The following is a 19468-nucleotide window of genomic DNA, read 5'->3' on the forward strand; positions in this document are numbered from 1 at the left end:
GAAGCTGCCCGCCGGCCGGCGCAACCGCGCGCATCGCAGGCGCGCCCCGGCCGCCCAATCGTGCGTCAGGCGCGCTTCGCGAGCGGGGCACCGCCCTGCGTCACATCGCCCTCCACCGCCTTCAGCGAATTCAGCATCCGCTGCAATGCGCGGGCGGTCTCGAGCGGCCGCTCCATCGGGAACAGGTGGCTGCCTTCCAGCCATTCGACGCGACCGCGCGCCGCGCGGCGCGTCGCATCGAGCCCGACCTGGCGCACCTCGCGCGAACGCGTGCCGGCGAGAAAACCGAGCGGCACCGGCGCGCCGTGCGCGAGCCGCGGGCCGAGCGTGTGCGGCAGGGTCCGGTAGATCAGGTATTCGACCTGCCGGTCGAACGCGAGCGCCCGCTCGCCGTCGGCACCGGCCTGTGGAATCCCGTAGTCGATGTAGTCCGCCAGCATCCGTTCGTCCCAGCGGGCGAACGCCGGCTTCTCGCGGAAATGCCGCCAGACGTCATCGCGGCTCACCCAGCGCGTACGCCGGTTGCGCGTCGCGGCGGCCGGCGACAGCCGCTCGTCGAGCCCCGCCCACTGGCTTGCACGCAATGCGCCGGCGCGCCAGCCCGCGATGATCGGCGAATCGATCATCACGACGCCGCGCACCCATTGCGGCTTCTTCAGCGCGGCCATCAGCGACAGGTAGCCGCCGAGCGAATGACCGACGAGCCAGACGGGACGCTCGTAGCGGCTGCCGATGTCATCGAGCAGTTGCTCGACGAGATGCGGCCAGTCGCGCGTCACCGGGTAGCGGCGGTCGTGGCCGATCCGTTCGATGTAGCGCAGCTCGTAGTCGTCGGCCAGTTCGGCGAAGATCGTCCGGTACGTCGACGCCGGGAAGCCGTTCGCGTGCGAGAAATGGAGGATGTCCTTCAAACGCCGATGTCTCCTTTGTCGACCGGAGTTAGTGCTTTAGCACTTACTCCGGTCCCATGCTTCGCGGTCGGCCGGAGTTAGCGCGTCAGCGCTTACTCCAGTCCGATGCTTCGCGGTCGACCGGGGTCAGCCCCGGCCCTCTGCTTCGTGTTCTGCCGGGCCCATGCTTCGACATGATGCGCGGGTCCCGGGCCTTCTTTCTCGCTACGCCGGCCCTCGCCGCGATCACCGGTCCATCCAGTACCGTCGCCGAACGTCGCGATAACGCTCGAAAGCAAACCCGCCGTCGGCCGGTGCGACGTCGAACCGCACGGCACCGTCGCGATCGGTACGCGGCAGCGGAATCCCGCGCGCCTCGTAACGGGCGAGAACCGTCCGGTGCGGATGCCCGAAACGATTGCGATAGCCTACAGGAAATACCGCGACGCGCGGCCCGACCGAATCGAGGAAAGGCTCGACCGACGACGTGCGGCTGCCGTGGTGCGGAACGACCAGGATCTGCGCGGCCAGCGCGTCGCGCGCAGCGTCCACGAGCCGGCGTTCGGCGCGCGCCTCGATGTCGCCCGTCAGCAGTGCGGACGTGTCGCCCGCGTCGATGCGCAGCACGCACGACTGCCCATTCGAGGTACCCGCACCCGGGCCGCCCTGCGGCCACAGCATCGTGAACGCGACGCCGTCCCAGGTCCAGTGCTGCCCGGCCACACACGGCAGCCGGTCGGCGACGCCGGCGGCTGCCGCGTCGCGCCACAGCCGGCTGTTCGGCGCAATGCCGGCCAGCAGCTGTCGGACGTCGGCTGCCGCATAGACGGCTGGCGCACCGCCCGCGTGATCGGCATCCGCGTGACTGAGCACGAGCGAATCGATCACCGCGATGCCACGCGCACGCAGTGCCGGCGCAACGATCCGCGCGCCGGCATGAGTCGACTCCGCGCCCGGCCCCGCATCGAACAGCACCGTGCGCCGCGCGGTCTCCACCAGCACCGACGCGCCCTGCCCGACGTCGAGCACGGTCAGCCGGAAACCGCCCGGCGGCGGCGTATCGGCTGCCGGCGCGACGAGCGGCAGCCACGTGAGCGGTGCCGCCCAGCGCAACGGCCAGCCGCGCGGCATCAGCGCCCATGCGACGCCCACGCAGGCCAGCACCAGCACCGGCCCGTCGGGCATGCGCAACCAGAACACGCCCGCCGGCCAGTCGGCGAGGTGCCCGAGCAACGTCATCATCGGTTCGAGCGCCGCGTGCGCAAGCCGGAACGCATACGCATCAAACGGCGCAGGCAGCGCGATGCCGGCCAGCACGACCGGCGTCACGACCGAGCTGACCCACGGAATCGCAAACGCATTGCCGAACGGGCCCGACAGGGAGATCTGCGCGAACCATGCGGCCGTCAGCGGAGCGAGACCGATCGTCACCGCGTACTGCACGCGCGTGGCCTCGGCGATACGGCGCCCGGCGCGTGCCCCCCACGCACGCAACCGGCTCGACAAGCCTGCCGTGCCATCCCCCTCCTCGCGTTCCGCATCGGGCTCACGCACGCCACGCCAACCGGCCACGGCCATCAGGATCACGGCAACCGCCCCGAACGACAGCCAGAACCCGGCCGACAGCACAGCCCACGGATCCGCAACCAACACGCCGCCGAGTGCCGCGCACAGCACCGCAGAAGTCGGTACGCTGCGCCCGGCCAGATACGCGATGCCGCCGGCCGCGATCATCCACCACGCGCGCTGCGCCGGTACATTGAAACCGGCGAGCGCCGCATATCCGGCCGCGGCGGTGAGCGCGGCGAGCGCGGCGGCGTACGGCGCCGGCAACATGAGCGTCGCGGCCCGTGCGCGCCAGCGCAGGCGGCGCCAGACCATCGACACGAGCCCGCCCGCGATCGCGCCGACGAGCCCGACATGCAGGCCGGAGATCGCGACCAGGTGGCTCGTGCCCGTGCTGCGCAGCACGCGCCAATCGTCGTCGCCGATGCCCGACTGATCCCCGATCGCGAGTGCGGCGACGATGCCGCGATGGCTGGCGTCGCTGCCGAGCGCCTCGGCGATACGCGAGCGCAGCGCATCGCGCAGCCGATCGATCGAGGCACGCCATCCCGATACGCGCGCATCGAGCAATACCGCCCGCCCGGGCGCGCTGACATAGCCGATCGCGCGAATGCCTGCGGCCAGCCACGCCGCCTCGCTGTCACGCACGCCGGGATTGGCCTCGGCATGCGGGCGCTTCAGACGCACGACGAAACGCCAGCGCTGTGCGGCACGCAGATCGGGAAGTGGATCGCGTGTCGCCGATGCGCCATACGCGCGCCACGACAGCCGGATCAGCGGCGGAAAACGAGCCAGCCCCGCATCGTTCGACTCGACGGCGAACAGCAGCCTCGCACTTGTCTCGTCGATCACGGGCAGCCCCCGAATCACACCGGTCACGACGATGTCGCGCCCTTCCCACTCGACGGGCAGGCTGTCGTCCAGCCGCCATTCGGCCCGCGCGGCCGCGTAGCCGAACCCCGCGACGCAGGCCGCGAGCGCGCATAGCATCCATCCGAGCGCGACGGTCGACCGCGTGCGCCGGCGGCGCATGCACCACACGCCCAGCACCGCGCAGCCCGCGAGCACGGCTGCACCGATCGTCCAGGCGAACGCACCCGGCAACGCCGCCTGCCGCTGCAGTACGACCACGCCGAGCGCGAACGCGATCCACCACACGCGCATCGCACCTCCTCGTCGACCCGGCGCCGCCATGGCGAATGCGGCGCCTTCCGGCAACGATTATGCGGACGAAAGTGCGAGTCGCGGCAGCGCGGCGAGCGCGTTGGCCGAAGTGCATAGGGACACTGCGCCGGTGTCGAGCCCGCGCAGTTCGGCGAGTACATCGCCGATGCGTGGCACCTGGTCGGGCGTGTTGCGGGATTTGTACGCCCATTCGGGCGCGATGTCGGGCGCGTCGGTCTCGACGACGAGCGCGTCGAGCGGCAACTCCGTGGCGAGCCGGCGGATCTGCAGCGCCCGCGTGAAGGTCACGTTGCCGCCGAAGCCGAGATGCAGCCCTTGCGCGAGATACGCTTCTGCCTGCTGGAAACTGCCGTTGAACGCATGCGCGATGCCGCGCCGCACGCCGAACCGGCGCAGCCCGGCCAGCACGCGATCCTGCGACTTGCGCACGTGACACAGCACGGGCAGATCGAATTCGCGCGCGAGCTTGAGTTGTCCCTGGTAGAAGAACTGCTGCCGGTCTTCGTCGAGCCCCGGCACGAAATAGTCGAGACCGATCTCGCCGATCGCAACGAAGCGCGGATCGTCGAGGCTCGCCTCGATCTCCATGCGCAGCAGGTCGAGATCCTCGTCCCGTGCGCACGGCGTATACATCGGATGGATGCCGAGCGCGTAGACCGCGCCCGGCGTGCGTTGCGCGAGCTCGCGCACCGTCGTGAAGTTGTCGCGCCCGACGCTCGGGATCACGATGCGCGACACGCCGGCCGCGCGCGCCGCGTGCGCGACCGCATCGCGGTCGGCGTCGAACTCGGCGGCATCGAGATGGCAGTGCGTGTCGATCCACATGGCGGCAGTCCTGCGCCCTGGCGCCGCACCGGGACGACCCCGGCAGCAGGCCAAGCGCGTTCGCTTCTTACACCGGCAGCGCCGGTTCCTCGTACAGCACGCCGTCGCGCAGCCGCATGATGCGGTCGCAGCGCGCGGCGAGATCGGGATCGTGCGTGACGATCACGAAGCTCGTTTCGAGCGTCTCGGACAGTTCGAGCATCAGGTTGAACACCGTGTCGGCCGTCGTGCCGTCGAGGTTGCCGGTCGGCTCGTCGGCGAGCACGCACGCGGGCTTCGTGACCAGTGCGCGCGCGATCGCGACGCGCTGCCGCTCGCCGCCCGACAGTTCGCCCGGACGGTGCTTCGCACGCGGGCCGAGACCGACGCGCTCGAGCATCGTCTGGGCCTGCTCGCGCGCGTCCTCGGTCGTCATTCGGCGGATGCGCAGCGGCATCGCGACGTTGTCGAGCGCGGTGAACTCGGGCAGCAGGTGATGGAACTGGTAGACGAAGCCGAGCGCACGGTTGCGCAGTTCGTTGCGCTCGCGCTCGGCGAGTTGCGTGAACGGCTTGCCGAGCAGCGACACCTCGCCCGCGCTCGGCTCGTCGAGCCCACCCAGCACGTGCAGCAGCGTGCTCTTGCCGGAACCCGACGCGCCGACCACCGCGAGCTTCTCGCCGCGCCGCACCGTCAGTTCGGTATTGTTGAGCACCTGCACGTTGAAGCCGCCCTGCACGAATGCCTTCGTGATCCCGCGCGCCTGAAGCACGTAATCCTGCATACCTGCCGAATCCTGTCTGTTGTGTTGTTTTGCATCCGCGAATGCGGTCGCGCGATCATTCATAGCGAAGCGCCTCCGCCGGCTTCACCTTCGCGCCGCGCCAGCTCGGATAGAGCGTCGCGACGGCCGACAGCACGAACGCAATCAGCCCGATCCGGATCACGTCGCTCGCGACGAGTTCGGACGGCAGCTCGCTGATGAAGTACACGGACGGCGGCAGGAACTGCACGCCGAACAGGTGCTCGATCATCGGGATCAGCCACGGGATGCTCCACGCGATCAGGCAGCCGAGCGCGACGCCCGACGCCGTGCCGACGAAGCCGATCGTCACGCCCTGCACGACGAAGATCTTCATGATCGACCCCGGCTGCGCGCCGAGCGTACGCAGGATCGCGATGTCGGCCTGCTTGTTGGTCACCGTCATCACGAGCGACGACACGAGGTTGAACGCGGCCACCGCGATGATCAGCGTAAGGATGATGAACATCATCCGCTTCTCGATCTGCACGGCCGAGAACCACGTCTTGTTCTGCTGGGTCCAGTCGCGGATGTACAGGCTGCCCGACAGCGTATGCGACAACTCGACCGCCACGTCCGGCGCCTTCTGCATGTCCTTCAGCCGCAGCCGCACGCCGGTCGGCGCGGCCATCCGGAACAGCGCCTCGGCGTCGCGGATGTTGATCATCGCGAGCGTGCTGTCGTATTCGTAGTGCCCGGACTCGAACACGCCGACGACCGTGAACTGCTTCAGCCGCGGCATCATGCCGGCCGGCGTGATCGACCCTTCCGGCGCGACCAGCGTGACCTTGTCGCCGACCGTCACGCCGAGGTTGCCGGCGAGCGCATCGCCGAGCACGATGCCGAACTGGCCCGGCACGAGCGCGCCGAGCTGGCCCGCCTTCATGTCCTTGCCGATGTCCGACACCTGCGGCTCGAGCGTCGGCTCGACGCCGCGCAGCATCACGCCGCTCACCGCATCCTGGCGGGTGAGCAGCGCCTGCGCATCGACATACGGCGCCGCGCCGATCACCGACGGATTGCGGCGCGCTTCCTGCGCGGTCAGTTGCCAGTCGGGCATCGAGCCCGTCGGCGAGAACACCTCGACGTGCGCGAGCACCGACAGCATGCGGTCGCGCACTTCCTTCTGGAAGCCGTTCATCACCGACAGCACGACGATCAGCGCCGCGACGCCGAGCGCGATCCCGAGCATCGACACGAGCGCGATGAAGGAAATGAAGCCGTTACCGGTCGTGCGTTTGCCGGCGCGCGTGTAGCGCCAGCCGATCTGCCATTCGTACGGAAGTTTCAAGCGAATCCTTTCTGCTGGTTACGGCGGGGAGGCGCCCCGCGGCCGGACCGCCGCGCGGTGGCGGCCACCGGCCCGGGCACGGTCGAAAAACGGCCGCCGGACGCGAACGGGCCGTCAGCCGGCCCGATCACGCGCGCAGTTTGCCATACAATGCGCACCATCATGCACGACCGACGCCTCCATTTTCTCGTTCCGTTCGCGCTGCCGTCGGCGGCCGATGCGGCCTCGTCCCTGCACACGCTGGACAGCCCCGCGCTCGAAAAGTTGCTCGCCCGCGCCAGCCTCGTCGAGCGCGTGGCCGGCGAGGACTTCCAGCGCACGCTGCCGCACGAGCGCTGGCTGGCCCGCCAGTTCGGCGCGACCCAGGGCAACGCCGCGGACGAGGCGCCGCTCGCGCCCTACATGCTGCTGGCAGACGGCGGCGACCCCGGCGCCCACGCGTGGGCCTGCGTCGAGCCCGTCCACGTCGAAATCGCGCACGATCACCTGGTGCTCGTCGATCCGGCCGCCCTCGCGCTCGCCGACGGCGACGCAGCCGCGCTGCTCGCGGTCGCGCGGCCGCTGATCGAGGAGCTCGGCGTCCGGCTCGAAGCGCCGAACCCGTCACGCTGGTATCTGTCGAGCGATCAGCTCGCCCGCCTCGCCGGCGCCGCGCCGCTGCGCGCGAGCGGCCGCAACATCGAGATCTGGCTGCCGCACGAGGCCCATACGGGCGAACGCTCGCGGATGTGGATGAAGCTGCAGAACGAAGTGCAGATGGCGTGGTTCCAGCATCCGGTCAACGAGGCCCGCGAGGCGCGTGGCCTGCCGGCCGTCAATTCGATCTGGTTCCATGCGCAGGGCACGCTGAAGCCGGTCGGCAAGCCGTTCGCGCGTGTGCTGTCCGCATCGCCCGCGGCGCTCGGCCTTGCGCGCGCCGCGCAAGCCGATGCCGGCGCGTTGCCGGCCGCGTTCGGCACGCTGCCCGCCGCCGACGGCGCGACGCTCGTCGAACTGCCGACGCTGACCACCCCGTTCATCGAGCAGGATTGGGCGCGCTGGCACGACGGACTCGCCGCGCTCGAGCGCGACTGGTTCGCGCCGGTCCTCGCCGCGCTGCAATCCAGCGAGCTCGCGAGCGTCGATATCACGCTGTGCGGCGACACGAGTTCCGTGACGCTGCACGCGACGCGCGGCGACCTGCGCAAATTCTGGCGCCGCCGCGCGCTGGCCTCCCTGTTCGAATAACAAGCAGACCCCGTATGACCCGGATCGTTACCCGCCCCGTCGCGCCCGCCGACGCCGAAGTGCTCGCGCGCCACGGCCTGCATCCCGTCCTTGCGCGCCTGTACGCGTCGCGCGGCGTGCAGTCCCCCGCCGACATCGAGACCGCGCTGGCGCGCCTCGTCCCGCCCACCGAGCTCAAGGGCTGCGCCGACGCGGCGTCGCTGCTCGCCGACGCGATCGCCGACAAGCGGCGCCTGCTGGTCGTCGCCGACTACGACTGCGACGGCGCGACCGCCTGCGCGGTCGCGGTGCGCGGCCTGCGGATGTTCGGCGCGCAGATCGACTACCTGGTGCCGAACCGCTTCGAATACGGCTACGGCCTCACGCCCGAGATCGTCGAACTCGCGGCCGCGCGCAAGCCCGACCTGCTGATCACCGTCGACAACGGAATCGCGAGCGTCGCCGGCGTCGAAGCCGCGAACGCGCGCGGCATCGACGTGCTCGTGACCGACCACCACCTGCCCGGCGACGCGCTGCCCACCGCGCGCGCGATCGTCAACCCGAACCAGCCCGGCTGCGCGTTCCCGAGCAAGCACCTCGCGGGCGTCGGCGTGATGTTCTACGTGCTGCTCGCGCTGCGCGCCGAGCTGCGCCGCCGCGGCGCCTTCGCGAGCAAGGAAGCCGAGCCGCGCCTCGACGGCCTGCTCGACCTCGTCGCGCTCGGCACCGTCGCCGACGTCGTGCGGCTCGACGGCAACAACCGCGTACTCGTCGCGCAGGGGCTGCAGCGGATCCGCAACGGCCGCATGCAGCCGGGCATCGCCGCGCTGTTCCGCGCCGCCGCACGTGAAGCACGCACGGCGTCGGGCTTCGACCTCGGCTTCGGCCTCGGCCCGCGCCTGAACGCCGCCGGGCGGCTCTCCGACATGTCGCTCGGGATCGAGTGCCTGATCACCGACGACATCGGCCGCGCATGGGATCTCGCGCAGCAGCTCGACGTGATGAACCGCGAGCGCCGCGAAATCGAGGCCGGCATGCAGCAGCAGGCGCTCGCCGATCTCGCCGACGTCGATCCGGCCGACGCATGCACGATCACCCTCTTCAACCCCGAGTGGCACCAGGGCGTGATCGGCATCGTCGCCGGCCGGCTCAAGGAAAAATTCCACCGCCCGTCGTTCACGTTCGCGCACGCGGACGACGAAGGCAAGCGGGTCAAGGGGTCGGGCCGCTCGATTCCCGGCTTCCACCTGCGCGACGCGCTCGACCTCGTGTCGAAGCGCGAACCGGACCTGATCGTCGCGTTCGGCGGCCATGCGATGGCGGCCGGCCTCACGCTCGACACCGAGAACGTGCCGCGCTTTGCCGCCGCGTTCGAGGCCGTCGCGCGCGAATGGTTGTCCGACGACGCGCTCGCCCGCGTGATCGAAACCGACGGCGAACTCGAGGACGCGTACTTCACGCCGCAGTTCGTCGGACTGCTCGACGAGGCCGTCTGGGGGCAAGGCTTTCCGGCCCCGCTTTTCTCGGGCGAATTCGACGTCGTGTCCCAGTCGCTCGTGAAGGAAAAGCATCTGAAGCTGCAGCTGGCGCGCGGCCGCCAGCGCTTCAGCGCGATCTGGTTCAACCACACGGAGCCGCTGCCGGAGAGCGCGCTGGTCGCGTACCGCCTCGTCGCCGACACGTGGAATGGCGTCACGCGCGTCCAGCTGATCGTCGAACACGCGGCCGGCTGAGCGCGGGCCGCCCGGCCCGCGATGCCCGGCGCTGCACGCGTGCCGCGCCGGACGGGGCCGCGGCACGCGTGCGAGCACCGTTTGCGTCACCGGGCAACCCTGCCGATCGGCTATAATTCCGCTTTTTTACGAAGCAAGAATAGCGAACGATCATGGAAGCGGAACGTCTCAACGCGATCGAAAGCTCCCTGCTCGACCTGCGCAACCGCGCGGGCGAGCTTCGGGGGTATCTTTGACTACGACGCCAAAGCTGCGCGTCTGACCGAAGTCAACAAGGAACTCGAAGACCCGAACGTCTGGAACGATTCGAAGAACGCCCAGGCGCTCGGTCGCGAGAAGAAGCTGCTCGAGGGCGTCGTCACGACGCTGACCGCGCTCGATAGCGACCTGCGCGACGCGCTCGACCTGTTCGAGCTGGCCCGCGAGGAAGGCGACGAGGACACCCTCGTCGCGTCGGAAGAAGACGCCGCGAAGCTCGAGGCACGCGTGGGCGACATCGAGTTCCGCCGGATGTTCTCGAACCCGGCCGACCCGAACAACTGCTTCATCGACATCCAGGCCGGCGCCGGCGGTACCGAGGCGTGCGACTGGGCGTCGATGCTGCTGCGCCAGTACCTGCGCTACTGCGAACGCAAGGGCTTCAAGGCCGAAGTGCTCGAAGAGTCCGACGGCGACGTCGCCGGCATCAAGAACGCGACGGTCAAGGTCTCGGGCGAATACGCATACGGCTTCCTGCGCACCGAAACGGGCATCCACCGCCTCGTGCGCAAGTCGCCGTTCGACTCGTCGGGCGGCCGCCACACGTCGTTCTCGTCGGTGTTCGTGTATCCGGAAATCGACGACTCGATCGAAGTCGAGATCAACCCGGCCGACCTGCGCATCGACACGTACCGCGCATCGGGCGCGGGCGGTCAGCACATCAACAAGACCGACTCCGCGGTGCGGATCACGCACATGCCGACCGGTATCGTCGTGCAGTGCCAGAACGACCGCTCGCAGCACCGCAACCGCGCAGAAGCGATGGCGATGCTGAAATCGCGCCTGTACGAAGTTGAAATGCGCAAGCGCCAGGCCGAGCAGGACAAGCTCGAATCGAGCAAGACCGATGTGGGCTGGGGCCACCAGATCCGTTCGTACGTGCTCGACCAGAGCCGCGTGAAGGACCTGCGCACGAACGTCGAAATGAGCAACACGCGAGCTGTCCTCGACGGCGACCTCGACGACTTCATCAGCGCGAGCCTCAAACAGGGCGTGTAAGCGCCGTGGCGCGGCCCTGCCGGGTCGCGCCCCCTTGCCCTTCCCGTTTGCGTTGCCGCACCCACTCCGAATTCCGACCATCATGACCGAACCGACCCAAACGCAGCCCGCCGTCACGGCGGACGAAAACCAGATCATCGCCGAGCGCCGCGAGAAGCTGCGCGCCCTGCGCGAGCAAGGCGTCGCCTACCCGAACGACTTCCGGCCCGAGCACCACGCAGCCGACCTGCAGGCGAAATTCGCCGACTCGGACAAGGCCGCGCTCGAAGCGAACCCGGTCGAGGTGTCGGTCGCCGGCCGCATGATGCTCAAGCGCGTGATGGGCAAGGCGAGCTTCGCGACGGTGCAGGACGGTTCGGGTCAGATCCAGTTCTTCGTGACGCCGAACGACGTCGGCGCGGAAACCTACGACGCATTCAAGAAGTGGGACCTCGGCGACATCGTCGCGGCGCGCGGCGTGCTGTTCCGCACCAACAAGGGCGAGCTGTCGGTCCAGTGCAAGGAACTGCGCCTGCTGTCGAAGGCGCTGCGCCCGCTGCCGGACAAGTTCCACGGCCTGTCCGACCAGGAAATGCGCTACCGCCAGCGCTACGTCGACCTGATCGTCACACCGGAAACGCGCGACACGTTCCGCGCCCGCACCAAGACGATCGCGTCGATCCGCAAGTTCATGGACAACGCCGAGTTCATGGAAGTCGAAACGCCGATGCTGCACCCGATCCCGGGTGGCGCGGCCGCGAAGCCGTTCGTCACGCATCACAATGCGCTCGACATGCAGATGTTCCTGCGCATCGCACCGGAGCTGTACCTGAAGCGCCTGATCGTCGGCGGCTTCGAACGCGTGTTCGAAATCAACCGCAATTTCCGGAATGAAGGCGTGTCGCCGCGTCACAACCCGGAATTCACGATGATGGAGTTCTACGCCGCGTACACCGATTACCGCTGGCTGATGGACTTCACCGAGCAACTGATCCGCCAGGCGGCGATCGATGCGCTCGGCACCGCGACGATCCAGTACCAGGGCCGCGAGCTCGACCTCGCGAAGCCGTTCCACCGCCTGACGATCACGCAGGCGATCCAGAAGTACGCACCGGACTACACCGACGGCCAGCTGTCGGACGACGCGTTCCTGCGCACCGAGCTGAAGCGCTTCGGCGTCGACGTGTCGCAGCCGGCGTTCCTGAACGCGGGCATCGGCGCACTGCAGCTCGCGCTGTTCGAGGAAACGGCCGAAGCGCAACTGTGGGAGCCGACCTTCATCATCGACTACCCGGTCGAGGTGTCGCCGCTCGCACGCGCATCGGATACGGTGCCGGGCATCACCGAGCGTTTCGAGCTGTTCATGACCGGCCGCGAAATCGCGAACGGCTTCTCGGAGCTGAACGATCCGGAAGACCAGGCCGCGCGTTTCAAGAAGCAGGTCGAGCAGAAGGATGCGGGCGACGAGGAAGCGATGTTCTTCGACGCCGACTACATCCGCGCGCTCGAATACGGGATGCCTCCGACCGGCGGCTGCGGGATCGGCATCGACCGTCTCGTGATGCTGCTGACCGACAGCCCGACGATCCGCGACGTGCTGCTGTTCCCGCATCTGCGCCGCGAAGACTGATCGCCGCGCCCGCGTGTGCGCCGCGCCCTGCGGCGCGCACGCGTCAGCTTTGTAACGACGCGTAAATCCCGCCAGCCGGCGTCCGCCAGGTTTCGATCCTCCCCCGTTTTATCCCCTCGTCGTAACGGCCTTCTCCGGGTTTTCCCGGTAACGACCGCCTGCGCCCCGCTGCAATTCGTTACACCTTGATACGGTGCGCCGCGAGCCGGTGGATGACACTCCTGTTGCGTCACCACGCATGACCACGGGACCAGAACGAGGCGCAGGAACGCCAAGTCTGCTCGCTCCCGAGCGTGGGGTCCGGCCCGGCACCGATGTGCCGATCCGGATCGACATCGGAGAAAAAAATGGACAACCAGAATCAGACCACGCCGCAAAAGCAACGCCTCCACCCGCTCATCGCCACCGCCGCAGGCGCCGTCATCGTCGCCAGCCTCGCAGCCACGGCAGCGATCACGGGCGTGTTCCCGAAGGCCAGCAGCAGCAACGAACAGAACGGCCAGACCCAGGCCGCGCTGATCGCATCGCAGCCGGCCGTCGATACGGCCGCGGCCGCCAGCGCCGCGCTCGCCGCGCAGGCCCAGCAGCAGGCGGCCGAACAGGCTGCCGCGCAGCAGAAGGCCGCCATCGCGCAGGCCGAGCCGAAACCCGCGCCGCGCCCGGCTGCGCCGCACCGCCGCCACACCACGGCACCGCAGCCGCCGCAATACGCCCAGCAGCCGTCGGCACCCGCGCAGACCTACTGCCAGAGCTGCGGTACGGTCGTCGCGGTCACGCCGATCCGTACGCCCGGCCAGAGCTCGGGCATCGGCGCGGTCGGCGGCGCCGCGGCGGGCGGCCTGCTGGGCAACCAGTTCGGCCACGGCAACGGCCGCACCGCGATGACGATCATCGGCGCACTGGGTGGCGGCCTGGCCGGCAACCAGGTCGAAAAGCAGGTGCGCGCGGAAACCGACTACCAGGTGCAAGTGCAGATGGAGAGCGGCGCGACGCGCACGTTCACGTACCACAACCAGCAGCCGCCGTTCGGCCAGGGCCAGCGCGTGCGGATCGAGAACGGGACGCTGGTGGGCGCATGATCGCGTGACTCCCCTGCCCGCGTCACGCGCGCGGGCAACCGCGACTGAAAATGAAAACGGCTCGTGAGCGATTGCTCACGAGCCGTTTTTCATTGCCAACCGTCCGCGCCGTTACGGCGCACGCGGTGTTCAGTCCTCGTCGTCGAAGTCCGATTCGTCGATCCAGTGCGCCTGGATCGCTTCGAGGATCTTCTCGCCGGAGTGCGTCGGATCGTCGTTGAAGCCGTCGAGTTCGAGCACCCACTGGCGCAAGTCGACAAAGTTGATCCGCTGCGGGTCGATGTCGGGGTGCTTGTCCGCCAGCGCAATGGCTATTTCACGCGAATCGGTCCATTTCATCGCCTGCCTCCGGTTCCTGTCAGTGGTTTTCCTTCGCGTGGTTGATCGAGTACTTCGGGATCTCGACCACCAGGTCCGAATCTTCCGTCACGATCGCCTGGCACGACAGGCGCGACGTCGGCTCGAGGCCCCACGCCTTGTCCAGCAGATCGTCCTCGTCCTCTTCGGACGGCGTCAGATCGTTGAAGCCTTCGCGGATCACCACGTGGCACGTCGTGCACGCGCACGACTTCTCGCATGCATGCTCGATCTCGATCCCGTGTTCGAGCAGGTTGTCGCAGATACTCTTGCCGGGCGTCGCGTCGATCACTGCGCCATCCGGGCACAGTTCGACGTGAGGCAGCACCACCAGTTGAGGCATGTCCGTTCCGTCAGTCAGGGTGCGGCGCCGGGCGCCGCACGGTTCATTATCGCGCGGGCCGTCGCCGGCCGATGCGCAGTGCGTGAGTTCAGATCTCGTCGAGCCGGCGGCCCGACAACGCGCGCTTGATGCTCTTGTCCATCCGGCGCGCGGCGAATTCGTCGGTGCCGTCGGCCAGCGCCTTGGTCGCCGCTTCGATCGCGTTCGTGTCGTCGCCTTGGGCCACCGCGCGCAGCGCCGCGGCCAGCGTGTCGACTTGCGTGCGTTCGTCCGCGTCGAGCAGTTCGCCGTCGGCCGCCAGCGCAGCCTGCGTCGCCTCGAGCATCCGCTCGGCTTCGACCTGCGCTTCGCGCAGTGCGCGTGCGCGCATGTCGATTTCGGCGGTCTTGAAGCTGTCCTCGAGCATCTTCGCGATGTCGTCGTCGGCAAGACCGTACGACGGCTTCACGACGACCGAGGCCTCGACGCCCGACAGCTGCTCGCGAGCGAACACCGACAGCAGGCCGTCCGCGTCGACCTGGTAGGTCACGCGAATGCGCGCGGCGCCGGCCGTCATCGGCGGAATGCCGCGCAGCTCGAAACGCGCGAGCGACCGGCAGTCGGCGACGAGCTCGCGCTCGCCCTGCACGACGTGGATCGCCATCGCTGTCTGGCCGTCCTTGAAGGTCGTGAATTCCTGCGCGCGCGCGATCGGAATCGTCGAGTTGCGCGGAATGATCTTCTCGACGAGGCCGCCCATCGTCTCGACACCGAGCGACAGCGGAATCACGTCGAGCAGCAGCCAGTCGTCGCCGGTGCCGCGGTTGCCTGCGAGCAGATCGGCCTGGATCGCCGCGCCGAGCGCGACGACCTGGTCCGGATCGAGATTCACGAGCGGCGGCTGGCCGAAATATTTCGCGACTGCATCGCGGATCACCGGCATGCGCGTCGCACCGCCGACGAGCACGACACCCTTGATGTCGGCCGGCGTCACCTGCGCGTCGCGCAGCGCCTTGCGGGTCGGCGTGAGCGTGCGCTGCACGAGCGGTTCGACGAGCGACGCGAACGTGTCGTGCGAGATCGTCTGCACGAGGTGCGCGCCACCCGACAGCGTGACGTCGAGCGACGCATCCGGTGCGGACGACAGCGCTTCCTTCAGCACGCGCACACGGTCGAGCAGCAGGCGCACGTCCTCGGGCGCGAGCGTCTTCGCATCGATGCCGGCCTGCGCGAGCACGTGACCGAACAGCGCATGGTCGAAATCGTCGCCGCCGAGCGCGGAATCGCCGCCTGCGGCCAACACTTCGAACACGCCCTTCGTCAGCTTCAGGATCGACAGGTCGAACGTACCGCCGCCGAGGTCGTACACCGCGTAGAGGCCTTCGGCGCCGTTGTCCAGACCGTAGGCAATCGCCGCGGCGGTCGGTTCGTTCAACAGGCGCAGCACGTTGAGGCCCGCGAGGCGCGCGGCATCCTTGGTCGCCTGGCGTTGTGCTTCGTCGAAATACGCGGGCACCGTGATCACTGCGCCGACCAGGTCGTCGCCAAGCGAATCTTCCGCGCGATAGCGCAGCGTCGCGAGAATCTCGGCCGACACTTCGACCGGGCTCTTCACGCCGTCGATGGTACGAATCTGCACCATGCCCGGCGCATCGACGAATTCGTACGGTGCGTTCGCCGCGCCTTCGACTTCGGCCTTGCCGCGGCCCATGAAGCGCTTGACCGACACGATCGTGTTGCGCGGATCGGTCGCGGCCTGCTCTTTCGCCTCGTAACCGATGCGGCGGCCGCCCTTCTCGAGATAGCGGACCACCGACGGCAGCAGCACGCGGCCCGCTTCGTCCGGCAGGACTTCGGGCACGCTGTTGCGCACGGCCGCGACGAGCGAATTCGTCGTGCCGAGATCGATCCCGACGGCGAGTCGCCGCTGATGCGGCGCCGGCGCCATGCCCGGTTCGGAAATTTGCAGTAAAGCCATCTTGGTTCGTTCGGGCGCTCGGCCCGTTTGCTGCGCGTGCCGCAAGGCACGCGGTTAAGTTTCGAGGCGCTCGATCTGCGCGCCCACTTCCGACGCGACCCGTTCGATGAACATCAGCTGGCGCACGGCCTCGGCGGCCGCCTGATCCGCGCCGCTGTCGAGCAGCGTACCGAGGCGCTCCACACGCACGCGCCGCTCTTCGCGCAACTCGGCGAGCAGCGCGTCGAGCGCGTCGACGTTGCGGGCGGCCGCGGCATCCTCGATGCCCTCGCGCCACTCCATCTGCTGCATCAGGAACGCCGGCTCCATCGCGGTGTTGTTTTCCGCGCCGATGTCGACGCCGCGCAGCGACAGCAGATACGACGCGCGCTTCAGCGGATCGCGCAGCGTGCGGTACGCCTCGTTCGCGCGGGTTGCCCATTGCATCGCGATGCGTTTCTGCGCATCGCCGGCCGCCGCGAAGCGGTCCGGATGCACCTGCGTCTGCACCGTCCGATAGGCGGCGTCGAGCACCGTCTCGTCGAGCGCGAATTGCGCCGGCAGGTGAAACAGGTCGAAGTGGCTGTCTTTCAGCGAGACCATCGTCGCGTTCAATTCCGGTTCGTCGCGCGGCAAACGCCGCACATTAAAAAGGCGGCCCGTGCCGCCTCTTGCCCGCATCGCGCGGAGATCCGCGTGGTCACACGCGGAACGATTCGCCGCAGCCGCACTCGTCCTTCACGTTCGGGTTGTTGAACTTGAACCCTTCGTTCAGGCCTTCGCGTGCGAAATCAAGCTCGGTGCCGTCGATGTAGGCCAGGCTCTTCGGATCGACGATGACCTTCACGCCATGGCTCTCGAACACCTGATCCTCGGGAGCCAGCTCGTCGACATACTCGAGCTTGTACGCGAGCCCCGAGCACCCGGTCGTGCGAACGCCAAGCCGCAGGCCCACACCCTTGCCGCGACGGACGAGGTATTTCTGGACGTGCTGTGCTGCTTTTTCGGTCAGTGTAATTGCCATGATGTCCTTGCCGCGGCGCGCCACCGGGGCCCGCCGCGGTCCTTCTCAAGCTGCTCGATGCCGCTCAGGCTGCTGCCTGATCGCCTTCCTTGGTGTCGTGACGCTTCTTGTAGTCGGCCACGGCTGCCTTGATCGCGTCTTCCGCGAGAATCGAGCAGTGAATCTTCACCGGCGGCAGCGCGAGTTCTTCAGCGATCTGCGTGTTCTTGATCGACAGGGCTTCGTCGAGCGTCTTGCCCTTCACCCATTCGGTGACGAGCGAGCTCGATGCGATCGCCGAACCGCAACCGTAGGTCTTGAACTTCGCGTCTTCGATCACGCCGTCCGCGCCGACGCGGATCTGCAGCTTCATCACGTCGCCGCAGGCCGGCGCGCCGACCATGCCCGTGCCGACCGTGTCGTCGTCCTTCGCGAACGAACCGACGTTGCGCGGGTTTTCGTAGTGATCCAGAACCTTGTTGCTGTAAGACATGACTCAGACTCCTTGACTCGTTACGTCTGCGTGCGCGAATCCGCCCGCGGGTATGTTCAATCCGGCGCTCAGTGTGCGGCCCATTCGATCGTCGACAGATCGATGCCTTCCTGGTGCATTTCCCAGAGCGGCGACAGTTCGCGCAGCTTCGCGATCTTGCTGTTCAGCAGGTTGATCACGAAATCGACTTCCTGCTCCGTCGTGAAGCGGCCGACCGTGAAGCGGATCGAGCTGTGTGCCAGCTCGTCGTTGCGGCCGAGCGCACGCAGCACGTACGACGGCTCCAGCGACGCCGACGTGCATGCGGAGCCCGACGACACCGCCACGTCCTTGATCGCCATGATCAGCGACTCGCCTTCGACGAAGTTGAAACTGATGTTGAGGTTGTGCGGGACACGGCGCTCCATGTCGCCGTTCACGTACGTTTCTTCGATCTGCGACAGGCCGCGCAGCAGCTTGTCGCGCAGCATGCGGACGCGCTCGTTTTCCGTCGCCATTTCTTCGCGTGCGATGCGGAACGCTTCGCCCATGCCGACGATCTGGTGCGTCGCCAGCGTGCCCGAACGCATGCCGCGCTCGTGGCCGCCGCCGTGCATCTGCGCTTCGATGCGCACACGCGGCTTGCGACGCACGTACAGCGCGCCGATGCCCTTCGGGCCGTAGGTCTTGTGTGCCGAGAACGACATCAGGTCGACCTTCAGCTTCGCGAGGTCGATCGCGACCTTGCCGGTCGACTGTGCGGCGTCGACGTGGAACACGATGCCCTTCTCGCGGCAGATTTCACCGATCGTCTCGATGTCCTGGATCACGCCGATCTCGTTGTTCACGTGCATCACCGACACGAGAATCGTGTCCGGGCGCAGTGCGGCCTTGAACACGTCGAGGTCGATCAGGCCGTCATCCTTCACGTCGAGGTAGGTGACTTCGAAACCGTCGCGCTCGAGCTCGCGGCAGGTATCGAGCACAGCCTTGTGCTCGGTCTTCACCGTGATGATGTGCTTGCCCTTGCCCTTGTAGAAGTTCGCGGCACCCTTGATCGCGAGGTTGTCCGATTCCGTCGCGCCGGACGTCCAGATGATCTCGCGCGGATCCGCGTTCACGAGCGCGGCCACGTTCTCGCGCGCTTCCTCGACCGCACGCTCCGCATCCCAGCCATACGCGTGGCTGCGCGACGCCGGGTTACCGAACTGCTCGCGCAGGTACGGCACCATCTTGTCGACCACGCGCGGGTCGACCGGCGTCGTCGCGCTGTAATCCATGTAGATGGGCAGGTGGAGAGTGTCTTGGGTCATCTGTCGCTCCGGGAATTCTGTGCAGGGACTATGTGCGTTATGGGGTATGGCGGCGCCTTCGCGCTCACGAACTCGCGATGTTGAACACCGAATTCGGGCCGAGCGGCATCGTGCGCACCGGCTCGGCCGGCGCCGCGACGGGCTCCGGCGTGCGCCGGTCGCGCAGCACCGCGGGTGCGCCCTCGCGAGCGCGCTGCTGATCGACGAGATCCTGCAGCGACACCGAATCGAGGTATTCGACCATCTTCTGGTTCAGCGTCGACCACAGCTCGTGCGTCATGCAATGGCCGTCGGGCTGCTTCGAGCCGTCGCACGTGCCTTTGCCGCCGCACTGCGTGGCGTCGAGCGGTTCATCGACCGCGATGATGATGTCGGCAACGGTGACGTCCTGCGCGCGACGCGCGAGGTTGTAGCCGCCGCCCGGGCCGCGCACGGATTCGACGATTTCATGCCTGCGCAGCTTGCCGAACAGCTGTTCGAGATACGAGAGCGAAATCCGCTGGCGCTGGCTGATGCCTGCAAGCGTCACCGGGCCCTGCTCCTGGCGCAGTGCCAAGTCAATCATCGCCGTGACGGCGAAACGGCCTTTGGTGGTGAGTCTCATGGTGTCTAGGGGACTGCA

General features: G+C 68.0%; 18 protein-coding genes. 5 read left to right on the forward strand and 13 right to left on the reverse strand.

The genetic code is table 11. The annotated features are described in order from the left end of the window. Positions 1–65 precede the first annotated feature (65 nt). The 5 genes from ACN8ZM_RS11365 to ACN8ZM_RS11385 all read right to left on the reverse strand — a co-directional run bounded on the left by ACN8ZM_RS11365 (position 66) and on the right by ACN8ZM_RS11385 (position 6538). Positions 66–911, reverse strand: a complete 846-nt coding sequence (locus ACN8ZM_RS11365) for an alpha/beta fold hydrolase (RefSeq protein WP_043190308.1) — start codon at positions 909–911, stop codon at positions 66–68. 225 nt (positions 912–1136) lie between these two features. Beyond that, positions 1137–3620 carry a DNA internalization-related competence protein ComEC/Rec2 gene (locus ACN8ZM_RS11370; protein WP_420209991.1) on the reverse strand — a complete coding sequence of 828 codons (2484 nt, stop codon included), beginning with the start codon at positions 3618–3620 and terminating at the stop codon, positions 1137–1139. 57 nt (positions 3621–3677) lie between these two features. Next, positions 3678–4466: a TatD family hydrolase gene (locus ACN8ZM_RS11375; RefSeq protein WP_420209992.1), complete on the reverse strand. Its 789-nt coding sequence runs from the start codon at positions 4464–4466 to the stop codon at positions 3678–3680. A 67-nt stretch (positions 4467–4533) separates the two neighbouring features. Then, positions 4534–5292 carry a lipoprotein-releasing ABC transporter ATP-binding protein LolD gene (gene lolD / locus ACN8ZM_RS11380; protein ID WP_080741810.1) on the reverse strand — a complete coding sequence of 253 codons (759 nt, stop codon included), beginning with the start codon at positions 5290–5292 and terminating at the stop codon, positions 4534–4536. Continuing rightward, complete coding sequence (locus ACN8ZM_RS11385; protein ID WP_420209993.1) at positions 5285–6538, reverse strand: lipoprotein-releasing ABC transporter permease subunit; 1254 nt, start codon at positions 6536–6538, stop codon at positions 5285–5287. Before ACN8ZM_RS11385 ends, lolD begins: the two co-directional genes overlap by 8 nt. A 162-nt stretch (positions 6539–6700) precedes the next feature. Between ACN8ZM_RS11385 and ACN8ZM_RS11390 the strand changes: the two genes are divergently transcribed. From ACN8ZM_RS11390 to ACN8ZM_RS11410, 5 genes are all read left to right on the forward strand, one after another. Continuing rightward, complete coding sequence (locus tag ACN8ZM_RS11390) at positions 6701–7765, forward strand: regulator (protein ID WP_420209994.1); 1065 nt, start codon at positions 6701–6703, stop codon at positions 7763–7765. 14 nt (positions 7766–7779) lie between these two features. Then, complete coding sequence (recJ, locus tag ACN8ZM_RS11395; protein WP_420209995.1) at positions 7780–9477, forward strand: single-stranded-DNA-specific exonuclease RecJ; 1698 nt, start codon at positions 7780–7782, stop codon at positions 9475–9477. A 152-nt stretch (positions 9478–9629) separates the two neighbouring features. Next, positions 9630–10734, forward strand: a protein-coding gene (gene prfB, locus ACN8ZM_RS11400; RefSeq protein WP_105392842.1) for a peptide chain release factor 2 whose coding sequence is annotated in 2 segments (ribosomal slippage) — positions 9630–9710 and positions 9712–10734 — 1104 coding nt in all. Because the reading frame shifts where the segments join, the coding sequence is not laid out codon by codon here. A gap of 82 nt (positions 10735–10816) precedes the next feature. After that, positions 10817–12343 (forward strand): lysine--tRNA ligase, encoded by a 1527-nt coding sequence (gene lysS, locus ACN8ZM_RS11405; protein ID WP_043190322.1) that lies wholly within the window; start codon positions 10817–10819, stop codon positions 12341–12343. Positions 12344–12690: 347 nt separating this feature from the next. Next, entirely contained in the window at positions 12691–13422 is a 732-nt protein-coding gene (locus ACN8ZM_RS11410) for a glycine zipper 2TM domain-containing protein (RefSeq protein ID WP_420209996.1), read from the forward strand. Between the two features lie 129 nt (positions 13423–13551). Here the strand turns inward: ACN8ZM_RS11410 and iscX are convergent, their stop codons facing one another. The 8 genes from iscX to iscR all read right to left on the reverse strand — a co-directional run bounded on the left by iscX (position 13552) and on the right by iscR (position 19450). Then, on the reverse strand, positions 13552–13761 hold the full coding sequence (gene iscX, locus ACN8ZM_RS11415; protein ID WP_011352557.1) for a Fe-S cluster assembly protein IscX: 210 nt from the start codon (positions 13759–13761) through the stop codon (positions 13552–13554). A 19-nt stretch (positions 13762–13780) separates the two neighbouring features. Then, on the reverse strand, positions 13781–14122 hold the full coding sequence (gene fdx / locus ACN8ZM_RS11420; protein ID WP_043190328.1) for an ISC system 2Fe-2S type ferredoxin: 342 nt from the start codon (positions 14120–14122) through the stop codon (positions 13781–13783). An 88-nt stretch (positions 14123–14210) separates the two neighbouring features. Further along, a complete protein-coding gene (hscA, locus tag ACN8ZM_RS11425; RefSeq protein WP_420209997.1) occupies positions 14211–16079 on the reverse strand; it encodes a Fe-S protein assembly chaperone HscA in 1869 nt (622 codons plus the stop codon). 54 nt (positions 16080–16133) lie between these two features. Then, on the reverse strand, positions 16134–16661 hold the full coding sequence (hscB, locus tag ACN8ZM_RS11430; protein WP_011352560.1) for a Fe-S protein assembly co-chaperone HscB: 528 nt from the start codon (positions 16659–16661) through the stop codon (positions 16134–16136). Positions 16662–16758: 97 nt separating this feature from the next. Then, entirely contained in the window at positions 16759–17082 is a 324-nt protein-coding gene (iscA, locus tag ACN8ZM_RS11435; protein ID WP_014896627.1) for an iron-sulfur cluster assembly protein IscA, read from the reverse strand. Positions 17083–17146: 64 nt separating this feature from the next. Beyond that, positions 17147–17554, reverse strand: a complete 408-nt coding sequence (iscU, locus tag ACN8ZM_RS11440; RefSeq protein WP_006481982.1) for a Fe-S cluster assembly scaffold IscU — start codon at positions 17552–17554, stop codon at positions 17147–17149. A gap of 68 nt (positions 17555–17622) precedes the next feature. Then, positions 17623–18846 carry an IscS subfamily cysteine desulfurase gene (locus tag ACN8ZM_RS11445; RefSeq protein ID WP_043190335.1) on the reverse strand — a complete coding sequence of 408 codons (1224 nt, stop codon included), beginning with the start codon at positions 18844–18846 and terminating at the stop codon, positions 17623–17625. A gap of 64 nt (positions 18847–18910) precedes the next feature. Further along, positions 18911–19450 (reverse strand): Fe-S cluster assembly transcriptional regulator IscR, encoded by a 540-nt coding sequence (gene iscR, locus ACN8ZM_RS11450; protein WP_009691731.1) that lies wholly within the window; start codon positions 19448–19450, stop codon positions 18911–18913. Positions 19451–19468 lie beyond the last annotated feature (18 nt).

This window comes from Burkholderia aenigmatica, from assembly GCF_048627025.1.
GTDB lineage: Bacteria > Pseudomonadota > Gammaproteobacteria > Burkholderiales > Burkholderiaceae > Burkholderia > Burkholderia aenigmatica.

Excerpts from the sequence above, each read along its gene's own strand:
- iscX (WP_011352557.1), bottom strand. The coding sequence starts at position 13,761 with ATGAAATGGACCGATTCGCGTGAAATAGCCATTGCGCTGGCGGACAAG.
- iscU (WP_006481982.1), bottom strand. The coding sequence starts at position 17,554 with ATGTCTTACAGCAACAAGGTTCTGGATCACTACGAAAACCCGCGCAAC.
- ACN8ZM_RS11370 (WP_420209991.1), bottom strand. The coding sequence starts at position 3,620 with ATGCGCGTGTGGTGGATCGCGTTCGCGCTCGGCGTGGTCGTACTGCAG.
- ACN8ZM_RS11390 (WP_420209994.1), top strand. The coding sequence starts at position 6,701 with ATGCACGACCGACGCCTCCATTTTCTCGTTCCGTTCGCGCTGCCGTCG.
- ACN8ZM_RS11410 (WP_420209996.1), top strand. The coding sequence starts at position 12,691 with ATGGACAACCAGAATCAGACCACGCCGCAAAAGCAACGCCTCCACCCG.
- ACN8ZM_RS11445 (WP_043190335.1), bottom strand. The coding sequence starts at position 18,846 with ATGACCCAAGACACTCTCCACCTGCCCATCTACATGGATTACAGCGCG.
- fdx (WP_043190328.1), bottom strand. The coding sequence starts at position 14,122 with ATGCCTCAACTGGTGGTGCTGCCTCACGTCGAACTGTGCCCGGATGGC.
- hscB (WP_011352560.1), bottom strand. The coding sequence starts at position 16,661 with ATGGTCTCGCTGAAAGACAGCCACTTCGACCTGTTTCACCTGCCGGCG.
- iscA (WP_014896627.1), bottom strand. The coding sequence starts at position 17,082 with ATGGCAATTACACTGACCGAAAAAGCAGCACAGCACGTCCAGAAATAC.
- recJ (WP_420209995.1), top strand. The coding sequence starts at position 7,780 with ATGACCCGGATCGTTACCCGCCCCGTCGCGCCCGCCGACGCCGAAGTG.
- lolD (WP_080741810.1), bottom strand. The coding sequence starts at position 5,292 with ATGAATGATCGCGCGACCGCATTCGCGGATGCAAAACAACACAACAGA.
- iscR (WP_009691731.1), bottom strand. The coding sequence starts at position 19,450 with ATGAGACTCACCACCAAAGGCCGTTTCGCCGTCACGGCGATGATTGAC.
- ACN8ZM_RS11375 (WP_420209992.1), bottom strand. The coding sequence starts at position 4,466 with ATGTGGATCGACACGCACTGCCATCTCGATGCCGCCGAGTTCGACGCC.
- hscA (WP_420209997.1), bottom strand. The coding sequence starts at position 16,079 with ATGGCTTTACTGCAAATTTCCGAACCGGGCATGGCGCCGGCGCCGCAT.
- lysS (WP_043190322.1), top strand. The coding sequence starts at position 10,817 with ATGACCGAACCGACCCAAACGCAGCCCGCCGTCACGGCGGACGAAAAC.